The 18,671-nt window shown below is 65.0% G+C and carries 19 protein-coding genes; 1 reads left to right on the forward strand and 18 read right to left on the reverse strand.

Going from position 1 to position 18,671, the window contains the following annotated elements; all coding sequences use genetic code 11:
• Nucleotides 1-2 precede the first annotated feature (2 nt).
• From AWB67_RS03675 to AWB67_RS03760, 18 genes are all read right to left on the reverse strand, one after another.
• Nucleotides 3-227, reverse strand: a complete 225-nt coding sequence (locus AWB67_RS03675) for a hypothetical protein (protein ID WP_087654877.1) — start codon at nt 225-227, stop codon at nt 3-5.
• A gap of 31 nt (nt 228-258) precedes the next feature.
• Complete coding sequence (flhD, locus tag AWB67_RS03680) at nt 259-576, reverse strand: flagellar transcriptional regulator FlhD (RefSeq protein WP_087654878.1); 318 nt, start codon at nt 574-576, stop codon at nt 259-261.
• Between the two features lie 225 nt (nt 577-801).
• The gene (locus tag AWB67_RS03685) at nt 802-1,023 is read right to left on the reverse strand and encodes a hypothetical protein (RefSeq protein WP_235025021.1); all 222 of its coding nucleotides are present in this window, start codon (nt 1,021-1,023) and stop codon (nt 802-804) included.
• Nucleotides 1,024-1,155: 132 nt separating this feature from the next.
• Nucleotides 1,156-2,058 (reverse strand): SMP-30/gluconolactonase/LRE family protein, encoded by a 903-nt coding sequence (locus tag AWB67_RS03690; protein WP_087654879.1) that lies wholly within the window; start codon nt 2,056-2,058, stop codon nt 1,156-1,158.
• Between the two features lie 30 nt (nt 2,059-2,088).
• Nucleotides 2,089-3,036: a 3-hydroxyacyl-CoA dehydrogenase gene (locus tag AWB67_RS03695; protein ID WP_087654880.1), complete on the reverse strand. Its 948-nt coding sequence runs from the start codon at nt 3,034-3,036 to the stop codon at nt 2,089-2,091.
• A 71-nt stretch (nt 3,037-3,107) separates the two neighbouring features.
• Nucleotides 3,108-5,207, reverse strand: coding sequence for an ABC transporter permease (locus AWB67_RS03700; protein WP_087654881.1), 2,100 nt, complete (start codon nt 5,205-5,207; stop codon nt 3,108-3,110).
• A 28-nt stretch (nt 5,208-5,235) separates the two neighbouring features.
• On the reverse strand, nt 5,236-6,750 hold the full coding sequence (locus tag AWB67_RS03705) for a sugar ABC transporter ATP-binding protein (RefSeq protein WP_087654882.1): 1,515 nt from the start codon (nt 6,748-6,750) through the stop codon (nt 5,236-5,238).
• Between the two features lie 29 nt (nt 6,751-6,779).
• On the reverse strand, nt 6,780-7,907 hold the full coding sequence (locus AWB67_RS03710) for a sugar ABC transporter substrate-binding protein (RefSeq protein WP_087654883.1): 1,128 nt from the start codon (nt 7,905-7,907) through the stop codon (nt 6,780-6,782).
• 31 nt (nt 7,908-7,938) lie between these two features.
• Entirely contained in the window at nt 7,939-8,685 is a 747-nt protein-coding gene (locus tag AWB67_RS03715) for an N-acyl homoserine lactonase family protein (RefSeq protein ID WP_087655048.1), read from the reverse strand.
• A gap of 37 nt (nt 8,686-8,722) precedes the next feature.
• Nucleotides 8,723-9,655 (reverse strand): 3,5-dioxohexanoate:acetyl-CoA acetone transferase, encoded by a 933-nt coding sequence (kce, locus tag AWB67_RS03720; RefSeq protein ID WP_087654884.1) that lies wholly within the window; start codon nt 9,653-9,655, stop codon nt 8,723-8,725.
• 22 nt (nt 9,656-9,677) lie between these two features.
• Entirely contained in the window at nt 9,678-10,484 is an 807-nt protein-coding gene (locus tag AWB67_RS03725) for an SDR family oxidoreductase (protein ID WP_087654885.1), read from the reverse strand.
• 37 nt (nt 10,485-10,521) lie between these two features.
• Nucleotides 10,522-11,166, reverse strand: coding sequence for a GntR family transcriptional regulator (locus AWB67_RS03730; protein ID WP_087655049.1), 645 nt, complete (start codon nt 11,164-11,166; stop codon nt 10,522-10,524).
• 280 nt (nt 11,167-11,446) lie between these two features.
• Nucleotides 11,447-12,178, reverse strand: a complete 732-nt coding sequence (locus tag AWB67_RS03735) for an LrgB family protein (RefSeq protein ID WP_087654886.1) — start codon at nt 12,176-12,178, stop codon at nt 11,447-11,449.
• Nucleotides 12,175-12,546, reverse strand: a complete 372-nt coding sequence (locus tag AWB67_RS03740) for a CidA/LrgA family protein (protein ID WP_087654887.1) — start codon at nt 12,544-12,546, stop codon at nt 12,175-12,177. The genes AWB67_RS03735 and AWB67_RS03740 overlap by 4 nt, the downstream gene beginning before the upstream one ends.
• 105 nt (nt 12,547-12,651) lie before the next feature.
• Complete coding sequence (locus tag AWB67_RS03745) at nt 12,652-14,091, reverse strand: MFS transporter (protein WP_087654888.1); 1,440 nt, start codon at nt 14,089-14,091, stop codon at nt 12,652-12,654.
• A gap of 175 nt (nt 14,092-14,266) precedes the next feature.
• A complete protein-coding gene (hppD, locus tag AWB67_RS03750; RefSeq protein ID WP_087654889.1) occupies nt 14,267-15,343 on the reverse strand; it encodes a 4-hydroxyphenylpyruvate dioxygenase in 1,077 nt (358 codons plus the stop codon).
• 41 nt (nt 15,344-15,384) lie between these two features.
• On the reverse strand, nt 15,385-16,536 hold the full coding sequence (locus AWB67_RS03755) for a CaiB/BaiF CoA transferase family protein (RefSeq protein WP_087654890.1): 1,152 nt from the start codon (nt 16,534-16,536) through the stop codon (nt 15,385-15,387).
• Between the two features lie 10 nt (nt 16,537-16,546).
• Nucleotides 16,547-17,488 (reverse strand): hydroxymethylglutaryl-CoA lyase, encoded by a 942-nt coding sequence (locus tag AWB67_RS03760; RefSeq protein WP_087654891.1) that lies wholly within the window; start codon nt 17,486-17,488, stop codon nt 16,547-16,549.
• 225 nt (nt 17,489-17,713) lie between these two features.
• On the opposite strand from AWB67_RS03760, the gene AWB67_RS03765 reads away from it, so the two are divergent.
• On the forward strand, nt 17,714-18,619 hold the full coding sequence (locus tag AWB67_RS03765) for a LysR family transcriptional regulator (protein ID WP_087654892.1): 906 nt from the start codon (nt 17,714-17,716) through the stop codon (nt 18,617-18,619).
• Nucleotides 18,620-18,671 lie beyond the last annotated feature (52 nt).

Consider the following 18,671-nt stretch of genomic DNA (forward strand, 5'->3'; position numbering starts at 1 on the left):
CGTCAGTGGCCTTCGGTCAGCGCCTTCGGGCCGCCGTGGAGCGCCGATTCGATGTCGCGCACGAAGTCGAGTGCGACGGCATCGGCTTCGGGCGAGCCTTCCGCGAAATCGCTCGGAATGGCCTTGCCCTGCGCCTTGCGCGCCGCCGTCACGCGCGCGGCGAGCGAACTCGCCGCGTCAAAGAGAGAAGCGTCGACACCGAAAGGGAGCTTCTCGTCGTGTTCCATTGACTTGCGGGACTGCGGGTTGGCGTAAGCCTTATGCAAACTGCGCGGCGGGAAGGCCTGCCATGATGATCGCGGCGTGCGTCGGGGCGATGTTCGAATTCTTCGCCGGCTGCGTGAGCGCGCCGAGCATCGCGTGATCGTTGAAGCGGAAGAAGCACAGGAGTTGGTCGGAAGCGGCCAGCTTCACGACCTGGGCGAGCGTCAGATTCGCGAGGATGTCGGCGATTTCGCGCGACAAGCCCAGGCGGAACATCCCAACCGCCCGATCCTCGCGCAGCAGACGCTGGGCAAGCATGATGTAGGACAGGTTGATCTCGCGAATCGCGTCTGAAGTTTCGGCGGTTTGCATGGCGATTACTCCGTTCTCACTTGCCGGCGGTCTTTGCAACCGGCCCGGTAAAATTCGTTACATTTCGTAACAGGCTGGATTGGAGTCTAAGGTCGCCGCAAACGATTAGCAATGGGTTTTCGCGGCATTTTTTCGGCAACGCAAATGTTTCCGGGTAAATATTGCGAATACATCTTGCCGATCATCACGCTGAATCAGTATTTTTGGCTGATAGTTGTTACAACTTCAGTCTTCGTCTTCGTCGTCGGCCATGCCGAGCGCCCAGCGCAGATCGCGGGCGAAGTCGATGCTCGCCGCTTCCCATTCCTTCGAGTCGAGCGGAAAGTCGCGCGGATTGCCCCGGCCGCGCGCCCTGCGGATGGTTTCGATACTCAATGCGAGCGCGAACGCTTCTCCGCGCAGAGGATGCATGCGACCGAGCGGGAGGTCTTCGTCTTGTTGTTCCATGCCCCAGTTTTCGGCCTTGATGGCCGAAACTTGAGTAGAGGGCTTCTGCAAATGTTTTGGCCGTCGCGGCATGCCGGCGCGACGCGAATGGGGTTTGAGGCCGCGGCTCATTTGCATGGCCCCTGAGCGCTGCTAACCGGCAAAGCGCGGCTCGGGCAACCCTCTCACGCCGAGACCGGTCACGGCAAAGAGCCCGCCCTTGTCGCGCTCCTTCTGCGGGATGCCCCACATCGGGCGGCCCATCGACGTGACGTAGAGGGTATCGAGGTTCGGGCCGCCGAACATCACGCTCGTCAGGTTGCGCACTGGAAACGGCACGATACGATCCAGCGTGCCGTCCGGCGCATAGCGCAGGATGCGCCCGCCGAACACCAGCGCCGACCAGATGTAACCCTCCGCATCGACGGTCGCGCCATCGAACGTTCCCGCCATGTCGCGCGCCGACGCGAACACGCGCCGGTTCGATGCCGCGCCCGTCTCGATGTCGTAGTCGTACGCGTACATCTGCTTGTCGTACGTATCGGTGAAATAGAGCGTGCGGTTGTCCGGGCTCCAGCACGGCCCGTTCGAGCAACTGATGCCGCCGTCCAGCCGCGTGACCGTGCCGTTCGTATCGAGCCGGTAGAGGCCGCCGCTGCGCGACGAGCGCTGGCCGCGGTCGGCGTCGTAGCGATCGAAGTCGTAGGCCATCGTGCCCGCGATGAAGCGGCCCTTGCGGTCCACCTTGCCGTCGTTGAAACGCGTCTCGGGATCGTCGGCTTCGGGGTCTGCGATCAGTTGCACCGTCTGCTTCGCGAAGTCGTAGAAATGCAGGCCGTTCGCGAGCGCGACCACGGCGCCGCCCTTCTCGCGCAACGCCATCGACCCGATGTGGCGCGGCACGAAAAACCGCTCGACGTCGCTCCCGTCCGCACGGCAACGGTAGATCTCGGCCGCGGTACTGTCGATCCAGTAGAGCCGCTCTTCCTTCACGTCCCACAGCGGCCCTTCGCCGAGGTGATTGTTCGCATCGACCAGCAAGCGCGTTTCGATCATCGTTGTCTCCGGGTTCGTTATGTCGGCGGTTCAGCTTTCCTCTTTCTTCGCGAGCGCGCGCCGGTGCGCAAGCAGCGCCATCAGCCGGCGATCGCGCCAGCGGCTGCGCTTCTCGATATCGTCGCGATCCAGCACTGCGCGCCGTTCGGCGTCGAGCTTCGCAATCGTTTCCGGCGACCAGTCGAACGGCACGCGCTCCGTCGCAATCGACCGGTACGTGCCGCCGTAGCGATCCGCGTAATCCGCGACGCCGCCGGGCGCGTTCAAATCGATCGTCTCGAACGGACCCATGAACGACCAGCGCATCGCGAGGCCGTCGCGCATCACGGTGTCGAGGTCGGCAGCGCTCGCGTAGCCTTGTGCGTAGAGGCTCAGTGCTTCGTCGAGCACGGCGCCTTGCAAACGGTTCAGGAGGAAGCCCGCGATCTCGCGATTCACCGTCACCGCCTTCTGCCCCGCTTCGTCGTAGATGGCACGCGCGCGCTCGAGCGTCTCGGGTGATGTCCACGGCGCGCCGCACAACTCGACCAGCGGCACGAGCGACGGCGGATTCACCGGATGCCCGACGAGACACCGCGCGCGGCCGTGCAGGCCCTCGGTGAACGTCGACGCGGGCAGGCCCGACGTCGAACTGGCGAGCAGTGTGTCGGGCTTCGTCAGCCGATCAAGTTCGGTGAAGAGCGCGCGCTTCGCCTCGACGATCTCCGCGATGTTCTCCTGCACCAGTTCGACGTCGCGCACGGCATCGGCGAGACTCGCGCACGGCGTGATGCGCGCGACGATCTGTGCGGCGGGTTCGTCGATCAGGCCGAAGTCGTCGAGGTCCCGCACGCTTTCTTCGATCGCGGGGAGTGCGCCGTCCAGCATCTTGAGGTCTGCGTCGTGCAGGATCACGTCGAAGCCCGCGCGTGCGAACACGATCGCCCACGCCCTGCCGATCCGTCCCGATCCGATCACAGCCACACGTCGATTCGTCATTTTTTATTCCATATCGATGGGAGCTAGCGCTTTAGCGCTTACTCCCGTCCCATGCAACGAAGTTGCGCTTATTAAGCCTTCTTGTCACGCAACGTGATGACCGCAGCCAGCACGACGAGCCCGTTGATGATGTCGCGCACGGCCGGCGGCACCGTCGTGCCCGCGAGCAGCGTGCCTAGCGCGGTTAGCAGCAACGCGCCGCCGAACACGCCGAGGTAATGGCCGCGCCCGCCCGTGATCAGCGCGCCGCCCACGACGACGACCGCAATCGACGGCAGCAGGTACGGGTCGCCCATGCCGAGGAACGCCTGGCTGCTGAAGCCCGCGAGCAGCAATCCGACGATCGTGGAGCACAGCCCCGAGAGACAGTACACGGCGATCAGCGTAGCGCCGACGCGCACACCCGAGAGCTTCGCCGCGATCTGCGAATTGCCGACGGCGTAGACGCGCCGTCCGAACGGCGTGCGATGCAGCAGCACCAGCGCGATCGCGAGAAAGAACGGCACGCTCCACGCCGCGAGCGACAGCGGACCGAAGCGGCCGTTGGTGAATTCGCTGATCGTCGATGGCGCCCAGCCTTGCGGCGAGCCGTTGCAATAGATCAGCGTGAGACCTTGCAGCAGGCCATTCGCCGCGAGCGTGACGACGATCGGCGGCAGGCCGAGCATCACTACGCCGATGCCGTTGAACACGCCGACCAGCAACCCGGCGCCAAGCACGAGCGGCACCGCCCACGCGGCCGCGCCGTTCACGCCGTGCGTGAGGCCCGTGAGCAGCACGCCGGACAAGGTGATGAGCCACGGCATCGACAAGTCGAGGCCGCCTGTCAGGATCACCGCGCCCTGACCGAGCCCGAGGATCGCGAGGAAGAGCGTCAGCGTGAGCAGACTGCTGTAGAAATTGGCGCTTACAAGCACGCCCGGGCCGTAGACGATCCCGGTGATCACGACCACCGCGAAGAACAGCAGATACGCCGGCACCACATACTTCACCCACTCGCGATTGCGCTCGATCCAGTCGCTGAGAAACCGCCCTTTCAGCTCGGTGTTCTCCAGCGGACGGAAATTCTCCACTTCGAACGACACGCGCCGCGCACGCGGGTCGTCCTTCGCGCGCGTTCCGGTGCGCACCGCCTTCATCCATTGCGACGCATAGCGCGCGCAGTGATGCGCAGCCGATTGCTTGCCGATCGACGAGCCGAGCACCGCGAGAATCAGGATCACCGCCTCGGCGATCGTCGTGAAAAACGCCGACACGTTCAGCACGAGCAAGATGTTGACGGTGATCATCAGCGTCATCGCGGCGAACACCGTGCCGACACAGCCGCCGCGCCCGCCGCCGAGCCACGTTCCGCCAAGCACGACCGCCGTGAACATCGACAGCAACAGCGGCCGGCCGACGAGCGGATCGGCGGAACCCGTCTGCGCCGACACATACAGGCCCGCTGCCGCGTAGAACATCCCGGCGAGCGCGTAAGTCGCGATGCGATAGCGCGTGACCGGCATGCCGTTCGCATACGCACCGTCCGGGTCGCTGCCGAGCGCGTACAGGCCCACGCCGAAGCGCGTACGCTTCACGAACGACCACACCAGCAACGCCACCACCAGCACGGCCGCCGACATCGGCATCTTGTCGGGGATCAGGTCCGAGGTGACGAACGCGCCGAACTGTTCGCCGATGCTGCCGCCCGGCTTGTTCTGGATCAGGAGCGTGAGGCCCTGCACCATGAACATCGTCGCGAGCGTGACGACGATCGATTGCAAGCGGAACCACGCGATCACCGCGCCGTTGACGAGCCCGATGCCGCCGCCGATCGCGAGGATCAGCGCGACACCGCCCCACTGTTCGAGCGGCGTGCCCTGCACGAAGCGCACGGCCAGCACGTTCGACAGCGACACCACCGCCGACGCGGAGAGATCGAAGCCGCCCGAGAGCACGACGATGGTCTGCCCGATGCCGGCGAGCGCGAGCGTCGTGCTGCTCGATATCACCGAGCCGATGTCGTACATGCCGACCGGTGTGGCCGACAGCGATACCCACGCGACCAGCATCGCGAGCAGTGCGCCGATGGCGATGATCAGTCCGCGATAGTGATCGACGCGCGCGCCGAAGCCGACGCGCGCCCCAGGCCGCACGATCTCGCTGTCGGGCGACGCAATTGCGTTGTTCATGAGAGCCTCTCATTGCCTGTTTGCGGTCCTAGCTGGACAGCATCTTGCGCATGACGTTTTCTTCGTTGAGCGCGTCGCCTTCGAGTTCCGCGACATTGCGCCCGCGATACACCACCGACACCCGGTCGCAGACGTTGACGAGCTCCGGCACATCGGTCGAGTAGAACAGCACCGAGCCGCCCGCCGCCGCGAACGCGCGCATCAGCACGAAGATCTGATGCTTGGTGCCGACATCGATGCCGCGCGTCGGATCGAACATCAGCCAGACGCGGCTTTGCGTGAGCAGCCACTTCGCCATCGCGATCTTCTGCTGGTTTCCGCCCGAGAACGACAGACACGGCTTGTAGACCGCGCGCGGATTGACTTCCATCTGCGCGAGCGCGCGCTTGATCGCGGCCTGCTCGCGCTTGCGATCGATCAGGCCGAAGCGCGAAAAGCGCTTGATGACCGGCAGCGATACGTTCTCGCCACCCGGAAGCCGCAGAAAAAGCCCTTCGGTCTTGCGGTCCTCGGGCAGGAAGCTCGTCGAGACGCCGGCCTTCAGCGAATCGGCGGTCGAGGTCAACGTGACCGGCTTGCCGTCGATCAGGATCTGGCCTTCGTCGATGAACTCCGCGCCGAAGAGCGCCTCGAAAAGCTCGCGCTGACCCATGCCCTGCAACGCAGCGATGCCATGTACTTCGCCGGGCTTGAGCGTCAGATTGAAGTCAGTCACCACGCCGTCCACGCGAATGCCGCGCGCTTCCATCGCGGGCGTTTCGCTGCGCGCTTCGGCGGGCGCCGGCACCTTCGGCGGATACTTGGCCTCCATCGAGCGGCCGATCACGAGGCGGATCACGTCGTCGTCGGAGATGTCGGCGGTCTCGAATGCGCCTACGTCGCGGCCGTTGCGATACACGGTCAGGCTGTCGCAGAACTCGCGCACTTCCTGCATGCGGTGCGAGATGAACACGAACGTGACGCCACGCGCCTTCATCTCGTCGATACGGCGTGACAGCCACGCGACGTCGCGGCCCGAGAGCGCGGAGGTCGGCTCGTCGAGCAGCAGCACTTGCGGCGCGCGCACGATCGCCTTCGCGATCTCGATCTTTTGCCGCACCGGCAGCGCAAGATCGCGGATGTATGCGCCGGGCCGCACGTCGGTAAGCTCGAGCCGGTCGAGCCACTCGGCCGCCACGCGCTGCGCTTCGCGCCGCTTGATGCGGCCAAACCAGCCCGTCGGTTCATACGACATCAAGAGGTTCTGCGCGACCGTGAGATCGCGCACGAGCGTCATCTCCTGGAACGCGGTCTGCACACCCGCACGGTGCGCGTCCTTCGGACCGCGCATCGTCACGTCGCGGCCCATCACGGCAATGCTGCCCGCGTCGGGCTGCATGAGTCCCGACAGCAGCTTGACTGTGGTCGACTTGCCCGCACCGTTCTCGCCGAGCAGCGCGTGAACGGCGCCCTGCCTGACGCGAAACGATGCGCCGTCGAGCGCGACGGTCGCGCCGAAGCGCTTCGTGACGTTCGACAGATCGATGGCCCATGCGCTCGTCATCTCGTCTCTCCTATAGCGCCAGCGGCGGTTCAGTCCTGCGTGCCCGTGAGCGCCGCGTTGAAGCCGACCTCGCGTGTGTCGTCGGAATAGATGTCCGCGAACCAGCCCGGGGGCACCTTGTCCGGCATGAACGCGGTGCAGCCTGCCTTGAGTTCGTCGATCGAACCGGTCTTGCAGAGCTTCGACTCATTCGTCAGGACAAGCGGCAGCTTGAGCGTCACGCGTTGCGGAAACTCCTTGCCTTCGAGCTTCTGCACGGCCAGCTTGAGCGCCATCGCGCCCGAGTACGGCGGCGCGCCGTACGAGATCGAGCGATAGCCGATCGAGCGATACGAGCCTTCGCCTTTCACCGTGCCCGGCGGTAGCATCTGCACGCGATGCCCGTTCGACGATTCGCCCGCGCACGGCTTTACCTTGTCGTCTGGTACACCGGCTTCGAGCTGCATCGACGCCGCCGTGAAGCAGCCAACCTGCATCCACAGGCCGTCGATCTTGTCCCACGAGTTGGTCGCGAGAATCTTCGAAAGCTCGGTCTTCGCGGTGGCCTGGCTCCACATGCCTGTGCCCTCCGCGACGATCTTGATGCCCGGATGCTTCGCGAACACTTCCTTCGCGGCCTCGGTGCGCGCGCGATCCACCGACGTGCCCGGCACGCCGTTGATCATCACGATATTGCCCTTGCCGTTGAGCGTTTTCGCGAGCCATTCCGCCGTCACCGTGCCCGCCTGCTTCTGGTCGATCGTCACGTTGTGCGCGCACGGCTCGGTCACTTCGCCGTCGTACGCCGCGACCACGACGCCCTTCGAGCACGCGTTCTTGATCGCGCGGTTGAGCGCGGTCGGCGAGATCGGATAGATGACGATGGCCTTCGCGCCCGCCTGCACCATCGAGTTGATCTGCTGGATCTGCTTCTGCGCATCGGTGCCTGCCACCTGCACTTCGAGATCGACCTTGTCCTTCAGCGCGGGCGTGCCGGCCATCGCCTTGACCATGTTCGCGGCCTCGGTCTGCCAGTCGTTGCCGACGTAGCTCATCGACAGGAAAATCTTGTACTTCTCCGCGGCCGCCGCGGGCCCGGATACGGCGAGCCCCGCCAGCAATGCGGCGCCGAGCGCGAGCCGGCCCGCCTGACGAATCGTGTGCGTCAATGCTTTCATGTCATCCTCCGATGCTTCGATTGTTTGTGTTCTAGCTTTCGACGTGTTGCAAACGTGCGCTCGCGGGCAAGGCGATGCCCGACGATCCGGCCACGACGTTCGGGTCGTGTCCGGGAATCACGAAGTCGGCGATCTGCCGGATACGCCTGAGCGATGCCAGCTCGGCAGCCGTCTCGTGAACGATGCCGACCGGCACGAGATCGACGATGTTCTCCATGCAGTTCGCGCAGTCGCCGGCGATCACTACGACGCCTTCGTCCGTATCGACCGCGACCGACTGATGCCCCGGCGTATGACCCGGCGTCGGCACGACGCGCACGCCGGGCGCGATGTCCGCGACGCCGTTCACGAACCGCCAGCGGAAATACTTGAGCGGTTCGCGGCCGATCAGGAACTCCTGGTAGTACGTGGCCTGCGTCGGCAGCGGACGTCCCGCGTATTCCCATTCCGCGGCCTGGATCACGAAGCGCGCGTTGCGAAAGAGCGTGTTGCCGCCGGAGTGGTCGTAATGCAGGTGCGTGTTGATGACGATATCGACCTCGTCCGCGCTCCAGCCCACGTATTCCTTCAGCGCCCGTTCGAGCCGCTCTTCGGGTGCCTGCTCGCACGGACACACGAAGCTCGACACCCACGCGGGATCGTGGATGCCGGTATCGACGACGATTTTCTTGTCGCCGCCGACGATCGCCGTGGACCACACCGGCACCTTCCACGGCTGGCCGAAGTAGCGGCCATAGACCTGCGATGATCGATCGACGGTGAGCCAGCCGGTCGGCATCGCGACAACTTTCAGCTTGTTCAAGGCGGCCTCCGTGTCAGAAGTTCGTCTCGCTCGCGCCCTTCAATCCGAGCATCGCGCGCGCTTCGGCCGGCGTCGCGATGTCGAGCGACAGCCCCTCGATCACCTGACGGATCTTCACGACCTGCGCGGCGCTCGATTCGGCGAGCTGGCCCGGCGCGATCCACAGCGAGTCTTCGAGCCCGACGCGCACGTTCGACCCTTGCGCGACACCCATCGTGCCGAGCGGAATCTGGTTGCGTCCGGCTCCGAGGATCGACCAGACGTAGTCGCTGCCGAACAGGCGATCGGCGGTGCGCTTCATGTGCGCAAGGTCTTCGGGATGCGCGCCGATACCGCCGAGCAAGCCGAACACGCTCTGCACGAAGAACGGCGGCTTGGCGAGCCCGCGGTCGACGAAATGCGCGAGGTTGTACAGATGCGAGATGTCGTAGCACTCGTATTCGAAGCGCGTGCCGTTCGCGCCGCACGACGTCAGGATGTATTCGATGTCGGCGAAGGTGTTCTTGAAGACGAGATCGCGGCTGTTTTCGAGGTGCTTGCGCTCCCAGTCGTGCTTGAACTCCTTGAAGCGGTCGAGCATCGGATAAAGGCCGAAGTTCATCGACCCCATGTTCAGCGACGCCACTTCCGGCTTGAAATGATGCGCGGGCTTCAGCCGCTCGGCGACCGTCATGTGCGGACTGCCGCCGCTCGTGATATTGATCACCGCATCGGTCTGCGCCTTGATGCGCGGCAAAAACTGCTGGAACACGGCGGGGTCCTGCGTCGGGCGGCCGTCCTCGGGATCGCGTGCGTGCAGGTGCAGAATTGCGGCGCCTTCCTTGGCGGCGGCGAGCGCGGCGTCCGCGATCTGGTCGGGCGTGACCGGCAGATGCGGCGACATCGATGGTGTATGGATCGCGCCGGTCGGCGCGCAGGTGATGATGACCTTGCGTTTCGTTGCCATGAGAGTCCTCGTGACGATGACGTTAGAGCACTTCGACGTTGCCGCAGACCGAGATCGCCTGCCCCGAGATGCCGCTGCCGCCAGGTGAGCACAGAAAGAGCGCGGTGGCTGCGACTTCTTCGGGCGTCGTCATGCGCCGCAGCGAAATCTTCTCCAGATAGTCCTTCTCCATCTCCTCGTAGGAGAGGCCGAGCTGCTGCGCGCGCGCCGCGATCACACGCTCGATGCGCGGACCTTTCACGATGCCCGGCTGGATCGCATTCACACGGATGCCCGACGGCCCGAGCTCGATGGCAAGGCTCTTTGTGAGTCCCACAACGGCCCACTTGGTCGCGGAATACGGCGTGCGGAACGCATAGCCGAGCCGCCCCGCCACCGACGACAACGCGATGATCGCGCCGCCGTCCTTCGCGTGGCGAAGCAGCGGCACTGCGCGGCGCGCGAAGTAGAACTGCGCGTTGAGATTCACGTCGACGGTCTGTTCCCACTCGCTCACATCGAGTTCGTCGATACCGCCTGTCGGCCCCGCGATGCCCGCGTTGTTGATCAGCACGTCAAGGCCGCCGAGTTGCGCATCGACATCGGCGAAGACGCGGTCCACCGCCTCGCGGTCCGAGACGTCCGCGAGCGTCGCGGTGATCGCGTTGCACTCCGTCTGGCTCTCGGCTTCGATGAGGGCGTCGACGGCTTGCTGGCTCGCATCGCAGACATGCACGCGCGACCCGGCATCGACGAAAGCGCGCGCGATCACGAGCCCGATGCCCGATGCGCCGCCCGTTACGAGCACGCGCAAACCCGCGTGCGGTTTCAACATCTGTAGAACCGTCATGCTCGTCTCCGTTTTTTGTTCTTGAAACGGTGCTGTGTCAGGCGCTTGCCGCTTCCCTGCCTTGCAGGCGCTCCTGCAGATCGGCGGCGGCATCGCCGATGTCCTGCTCGATGCCCGCGCGCGCGCCTTCGCCGTCGCCGCGCCAGAGCGCATCGACGATATTGCGGTGCGCCGCCATCGAACGGCGCATGTGCGGGATGTCGGGTGCGACGAGGTTGAGGAACGGACCGATGCGCATCCACAGGTTCTGGATCGTCGCGAGCGTGAGGTCGCTTGCGCCGTGTGTGTAGATCGCGATGTGGAACTCGAAGTTGCTGCGCAGGTACGCGGCGACGTTGCCGGCTTCGACGTGCACGTCCATCGTGTCGAAAATCGATTGCAGCGCGTCGAGATGGTCCTTCCTCATGCGCGATGCAGCGCGCTTCGCCACACAGCCTTCGAGCGCGATGCGCACGTCGCGCAATTCTTCGAGGAGGTCGAGCGTCATCGGCGGGACCATCAGCGCGCGGCCTGGGCCGTCGATCAAAGCGCCTTCGGCTTGCAGGCGCGTGAGGGCGGCGCGCACCGGCATCGTCGACGAACCCACCGCCTCCGCGACGCCGCGCAGGCTCAGCAACTGGCCTGGAGCGAAGCGGCCGGTCATGATCGCCTCGCGCAACTGCGCATAGACGCGGCCGGCCATCGTTTCGCGCGCCACGAGTTCGAGCGCGGGCAGGTCGTTGGAAGCTGAACGTGATGCCACTTCACTTCTCCTTGCGGTTCTTGTGACCTGTGATCACAGATGCTGAAGCGAAGTTTGGTGCGTGCATCGACGACAGTCAACCCGCACGAGATAGGGATAAACGCTAATGAGTCGCGGGCAATGCGATTACGCAGACGTAAGATTGACGCTTCGCGATATCGCGCAAGGTGCTCGCCACGTTGCCGGTTCATTGCACCGGTTGCGGGCTCGCGTCCGCGTCCTAAAGATGCCCGAAGAGCGCTCCGCCCAAAGGAACGAGGAACGCGGTCAACACGCCGTTGAGCCCCATGCCGAGCGCGGCGAACGCGCCCATTTCCTCGCTGACCTGAAGCGCGCGCGCCGTGCCGATGCCATGCGACGCCACGCCGAGCGCGAAGCCGCGCACCGCCGCTTCTTCGACGCGCAGCACGTTCAGGATCGAGCGCGCGAAGACCGCGCCGAACACGCCCGTCGAGATGACGAGCACCGCGGTCAGCGACGGAATCCCGCCGATCTTCTCGGCGACGGCCATCGCGATCGGCGTCGTCGCCGACTTTGGCGCGAGCGATGCCACCGTCTGATGCGGCGCGCCCAGGAGTGACGCCACGCCCACGGCCGACACGATCGCCGTCAGCGACCCGCACACCAGCCCGCCGATGAGCGGCAGCGCCGCGCGCCGCAGTTTCGGCCACTGTCGATAGAGCGGAATCGCGAGCGCGACAGTCGCCGGTCCGAGCAGGAAGTGGACGAACTGCGCGCCTTCGAAATACGTCGAGTACGGCGTACCCGACACGCGCAGCACGACGACCAGCAGCGCCACCGAAATCAGCACCGGATTCGCGAGCGGATTGAAGCGCGCGCGGGCGTAGATCGATTGCGCGACGAGATAGGCGATCAGCGTGATCGTAAGTCCGAGCAGCGGCGAGGCAGCGAGATAGACCCAGATCTCGCCGATCTTCGGAAGCGCGGTCATGGTTCGTCCTCGGGATCGATCGCGTTGACGGTCTGCATGCGCAGGAGCGCGCGCGTCACGAGCGCGGTCACGGCGATCGCGAGCGTCGTGCTGACCGCGACCGCCACGATTACCGCGAGCGTATTGCCCCGCAGCGCAGTCGCGGACACCATGATGCCGACGCCCGCGGGTACGAACAGCAGCGAGAGGTGACGCAGGAGTTCGAGCGCGGTCGGCTCGATGGCATCGGCCACTTGCGGACGCCACGCGAGAAGCGCGAAGAGCAGCAGCATGCCGACGACCGGCCCCGGCACGGGCAGCCGGAATACGTAGGAGAGGCCTTCGCCGAAGCACTGAAACAGCAGGAGCGTAGCGAGCGCACGCAGCATGGTCGGGCCTCGAAGTGACGGGTCGATGCAACGAGCGGCGCCCAGAAGAACCCGGGGCGCCGCTCATGCATTGCAACCTTTTGTCGAGACGCCGTCAACCCCGCATCAATGACACAGCTCTTCGAGCCGCTTGCCGTTGGTCTTCGGCCCGAACACGCCGATCGATACGACCACGACCAGCATGCACGCAGTGATCCCCGTGAACACGCCCGCCACGCCGAAGTCGCGCAGGAGGAACGCGATGAAGAACCCTGACATCATCGCGCCGACGCGGCTCGCCGAATACACGATGCCGTTCGCGCGGCAACGCACGGCCGTCGGAAAGAGCTCGGCCTGGTACGCGTGATAGCACACGGAGATGGTCTGTCCGGCAAGGCTGATCAGCACGCCGAGCACGATCAGCGGCGCGACCGACCTCACCTGCCCGAACGCGATGCCGCACACGATCACCGCAAGCGCCCCGGCGACGATCAGCCATTTGCGCTGGATCCTGTCGGCGTAGAACATCGCGAGCATCGGTCCGACCGGCAGCGCGAACGCGATGATGAACGAATACAGCAGGCTCTTCGTCACGGTGATGCCCTGCCCGATCAGGAGCGTCGGCACCCAGTTGGCGAAGCCGTAGTAGCCGATCGCCTGGCAGAAGTTGAAGATGATCAGCATGATGAGGCGCGAGCGGTACGGCGGCTGCAGCAGTTCCGCAAACGATGCGCGGCGATGCGCCGGCTGCTCGATCACCGGCAGCGGCGGCGGCAGCGGCTTGCCGGTCTGGCGCGTGACGATCGCCTCGATCTTCGCGACGACCCGCTCGCCCTTCTCCACGTGGCCGTGCGTCGCGAGCCAGCGCGGGCTTTCCGGTACCGCGCGGCGGATGAACCACACGAACACCGCGCCCACCGATCCCGCGAGCACCACGATGCGCCATCCATCGATACCGAATAGCGTCGTCGGCACGAGCCAGTACGAAAGGATCGCAGCGACCGGGGCAGCGGCGAACATCACCATCTGGTTGAACGCCATCGCACGGCCGCGCATGTGCTGCGGTACGAGCTCGGTGACGTAGCTGTCGATCGTGATGATCTCGATGCCCACGCCGATGCCCGTGATGAAGCGCCACAGGATCACGCCTTCGGGCGTCGTCTGGAAGGCCATGATCGCCGAGCCGACCGAGTACCACAGCAGCGAGAACGTGAAGACCGTGCGGCGTCCGTAGCGGTCCGGCATCCAGCCGAAGCCGAACGTGCCAACGAAGAGGCCGGCGAACGTCGCCGCGATGAAGCCCGCGATGCCGTTGAAGCCGAAGAACGAATGCGTGGTGGTCTGCAGGAGGCCGCTTTTGGCCATGCCCGGCGCGATGTAGCCGGTGAAGATCAGGTCGTAGACCTCGAAGAAGCCGCCGAGCGAGATGAGGAACACGAGCATCCAGAGATGCCGCGTGATCGGCAAGCGGTCCATGCGCGCGGAGATTTCCGCGCCCGGATTGATGCCGACGTGAACGTTCGGCGCGACGAGCGGGGGGCTGCCCGCGGTAACGGTTTGCTGCATGTCTTTGTCTCCTGTTGAACAGAGTTGGCACAGTCGGTCAGAGTTAGCGCTTCAGCGCTTACTCTGATCCCATGCGCCTTACTCTGGTCCATGCAAGGTTGCTGTTTCTTTGTACCGGCGGCGTGCTTATCGTTGCGCGCCTGCCGGTATGGAAGTGATGATCGGCTTTTCGAACCTATTGCTGTCCGACGACACCTCGCCGAATCTGATCGCGCTCGATCGACTGGAACAGCGCCTTGAAATTCCCTTCACCGAAGCCGTCGTCGCCCTTGCGTTGAATGAACTCGAAGAAGACAGGGCCGAGCAGCGTATCGGAGAAGATCTGCAACAACAGCCGCGGGTTACCACCGCTCGTGTTGCCATCGAGCAGAATCCCGCGCGTGCGCAACTCGGAGACCGGCTGTCCATGACCCGGTAGACGCTCTTCGAGCATCTCGTAGTACGTCTCGCTCGGCGCGGTCATCAGCGGGACGCCGGCCATCGCGAGCTTGTCGATGGTGGCGGGCAGGTCGTCGGAGAGCAAGGCCACGTGCTGGATGCCCTCGCCGTTGAACTTCATCAGAAACTCTTCGATCTGCCCCGCGCCCTTCGACGATTCCTCGTTAAGCGGAATGCGGATCTTGCCGTCGGGCGCGGTCATCGCTTTCGAGGTCAGGCCAGTGTATTCGCCGGAAATATCGAAGTAGCGGATCTCGCGGAAGTTGAAGAGCTTCTCGTAGTAGCCGGCCCAGAACGCCATGCGTCCGCGATAGACGTTGTGCGTCAGGTGATCGACGAGCTTCAGTCCATAACCCTCCGGACGCCGGTCCACGCCTTCGACGAACCTGAAGTCGATGTCATAGATAGACTCGCCATCTTCGAAGCGGTCGATCAGATACAGCGGCGCGCCGCCGATGCCCTTGATCGCGGGCAGGCGCAGTTCCATCGGGCCGGTGGGCATCTCGAGCGGCTGCGCGCCGAGTTCAAGCGCGCGTGCGTACGCCGCGTGTGCGTCCTTCACGCGAAACGCGAGACCGCACGCCGACGGGCCGTGCTCCACAGCGAAGTAAGCGGCCGGGCTTTTCGGCTCGCGATTCACGACGAAATTGATCCCACCCTGCCGGTACAGCACGACGTCCTTCGATCGATGATGCGCGACAAGCGTGAAGCCGAGCTTCTCGAAGACGGGCTCCAGCGTATCGGGCGTCGGCGACGCGAATTCGACGAATTCGAATCCCATCAGGCCCATCGGGTTATCGAAGAGATCTGCCATTTGATTTGCTCCGTGATTCGATGCGCTTTCAGCGGAAAGACTCATGCGACCACCCGGCTCTTCAGGCGCGCGAGCACTTCCTGCGTATGTTCGCCGACTCGCGCCAGTGCCTGCCTCACACCGGGACGCCGTCCGCCCATCGTCAGCGGCAGGAGCACGACTTCGGTCATGCTGCCGTCGTCGGTTTCCATCGGCACGAGGCCGCCGCTCGCCTTCAGATGCGGGTCGTCGAGCAATTGCTCGGGACGCACGATCGGCGCATACGGAATGCCGGCCGCTTCGAGCTTCGGCGAAAGCTCTTCGATGCGATGCTCCTTCAGGATCGCGCCGAGCACTTCAAGCAGCTCGGGGCGGATCGCGACGCGCAGCGCGTTCGTCTCGAAGCGCGGCTCGGCCGGCAGGTCCGGACGATTCAGCACGTCGCACAGCGTGATGAACTGCTTGTCGCTGACCGCGCCGATGAAAAGCTGTTCGCCGTCGGCGAGCGTGAAGACGTCGTAGACGCTCCACGCCGAGACGCGCGAGGGCATCGGCGGCGGCGCTTCGCGCGTCATCGCGTATTGCTGCATGTGCTGGCCGGAGAGGAACACGCAGTTTTCAAACAGCGCGCTCTGCACTTCCTGGCCACGCCCGGTGTGCTCGCGTTCGCGCAGCGCGGCCAGCACGCCGATCGCGCCGAACATGCCGCCCATGATGTCGTTGACCGACGTTCCCGCGCGCAGCGGCCGGCCGACCGGACCCGTCATGTACGAGAGGCCGCCCATCATCTGCACGACTTCATCGAGTGCGAGGCGCTTTTCGTACGGCCCCGGCAGGAAGCCCTTGTGCGACACGTAAATCAAACCGGGATAGCGCTTCGAGAGCGTGTCGTAATCGAGGCCGAGCTTCGTCATCAGTCCCGGGCGGAAGTTTTCGAGCATCGCGTCGCAGGTGCCGATCAATTCGATCGCGGCTTCCTTGCCCTCGGGCGTGTTGATGTCGAGCACGACGCTCTTCTTGTTGCGATTGAATGAGCGAAAGAAGCCGATGCCGAGGCCCGGCAGCTTGCGGGTCTTGTCGCCGCCGGGCGGCTCGATCTTGATGACTTCGGCGCCAAGGTCGGCGAGGATCATGCCGCACGTCGGCCCCATGACCATGTGGGTGAATTCGATGACGCGCACGCCGTCGAGGGGAAGTCTTGCGGGGGTGCTCATGATGATGACCTCAAGCGTTGAGCGCGGCCGGAGCAGCGAAGGTTTTGGGGAGACCCGCGAGCCACAGCGCGCCGTGCAGCGATTCGCCTTCGAGCCAGCCCGCGACTTTCGCGCGCAGGGCCAGCAAGGCGGGAATGTCGATACCGGTTTCGATGCCCATGTCGGCGAGCATGAACGCCAGGTCCTCGCTCGACGCGTTGCCGCTCGCGCCCGGCGCATGCGGACAGCCGCCGATGCCGGCGAGCGTCGCGTCGAAGCGCGCGACGCCGGTTTCGAGCGCGGCGTAGACGTTGGCGAGCGCGAGGCCGCGCGTGTCATGGAAGTGGCCGCACCAGAAGCGCTCGCCGGCGATCTTGCGCGCCTTCTCGAACAGTTCGCGCACGGTGGCGGGGCCGGCGTAGCCGACCGTATCGGCGATGCTGACGCGATCCGCGCCCGCATCGAGCAGCGCCTGCATGCAGCGCAGCACTTCGCTCTGTTCGACGCGGCCCTGGATCGTGCAGCCGAACGCCGTGCCGATGCCGCCTTCGATCAGCGTCTTCGAGCCGGACGCATCGCGCGCGGCACGGATGCGCGCCACTTCGGCGACGACTTCATCGGGCGTCTTGCGCAAGTTCGCGAGGCTATGTTCGTGGCTCGCGGAGAGCGGCACGAGCAGCAGGTCGGCGCGTGTTTCGATGGCGCGCTCGGCGCCTTTCAGGTTCGGCACGAGCACCGAGACGACGAGGCCCGGCAGCGTCGTCGCGTAGGCGACGAGTTCGGCGGTGTCGGCCATTTGCGGCAGAAGGCGCGCGGGAACGTACGAGCCGACTTCGAATTCGCGCTGACCGGCGGCGTAAGCGTCGCCGATCCATTCGATCTTGCGTTCGGTCGGAAGAATGCTCGGGATGCTTTGCAGGCCGTCGCGCAAACCGACTTCGCGGATGGCGACGTTCGCGGGGAACGAGGGCATGTGTCTTGTCTCCTGTCGGACCAGAGTTGGCGCTGTCGGCCGGAGTTAGCGCTTTAGCGCTTACTCCGGCCCCACGCCGTACCCGGGCCCCATAAATTGATTCATCTTCTCCGGTCGTCAATGTGCCGGCGTTGTGCTAACTTTAGACATTCCAGCCAAACCTTAAAGCGGTATTTTGGAAGCGCTAACGTTCCCGTTCGGAATGTCAGAGCCCCGGAGACGGCCATGCGCGACATCGACCTGAAAACGCTGCGGCTGCTCGTCGCCGTGTGCGATCACCGCAACATCGCGCGGGCGGCGGAGGAAGCGCACATCGAGCCTTCCGCGATCAGCAAGCGCATCGCGCAACTCGAAAGCGATTTGGGCCTGCCGATCCTGTCGCGCTCGCGTCGCGGCGTCGAGCCCACCGCCGCTGGCATCGCGCTGCTCGAACACGCGCGCAACGTGCTCTTCACGATGGAGCGCATCGCAAGCGACGTCGCCGCGTTCGGCGCCGGGCTGAAGGGGCGCGTTAGCGTGTGCGCGTCGGCATCGGCGATTGCGGAGGCGCTGCTCGACGACATCGCTTCGTTCATGCGCGAACCCGCGTACCAGAACATTCGCGTCGAAGTGGAGGAGCGTTTGTCGCACGAACTCGTGCGGCAGCTGCGCGAAGGCGCGGCGACGGTCGGCGTGTGCTGGGACAACGTCGATCTGCAAGGGTTGCAGCACCGCCCGTACCGGCAGGACCGGCTCGCGCTCGCGGTGCATCGCGATCATCCGCTCGCGGGCGAGGCGTCGCTGCGTTTCGACCAGACGCTCGAGCACGAGCACGTCGGTTTGCCGCCCGCGACCGCCGTGCACACGATGCTCCAGCGCGCCGCCGCGAGCGCGGGGCGGACGGTGTCGTATCGCGTGATCGTGTCGAGCTTCGACGCGGCGTTTCGCGTGGTCGCGGCGGGCTTGGGGATCAGCGTCGTGCCGGTGGAAGTGGCCGAGACGTATCGGCCGGTGCTCGGCATCCGCGTGATTCCGCTCGACGATGCGTGGGCGTTGCGCCGTTTTATCGTGTGCTTCAAGAACTTCGACGCATTGCAGCCGGCCGCGCAGCGGATGGTCGAGCATCTGGTCGAGCGGGCGGCGCGCGCATGATATTGGGCACAATGCTTGCGCCCTTCCTTGCCACTGTCCAGGCTTAAAAACC

Source organism: Caballeronia terrestris, assembly GCF_001544515.1.
Classification (GTDB): Bacteria; Pseudomonadota; Gammaproteobacteria; order Burkholderiales; family Burkholderiaceae; genus Caballeronia; species Caballeronia terrestris.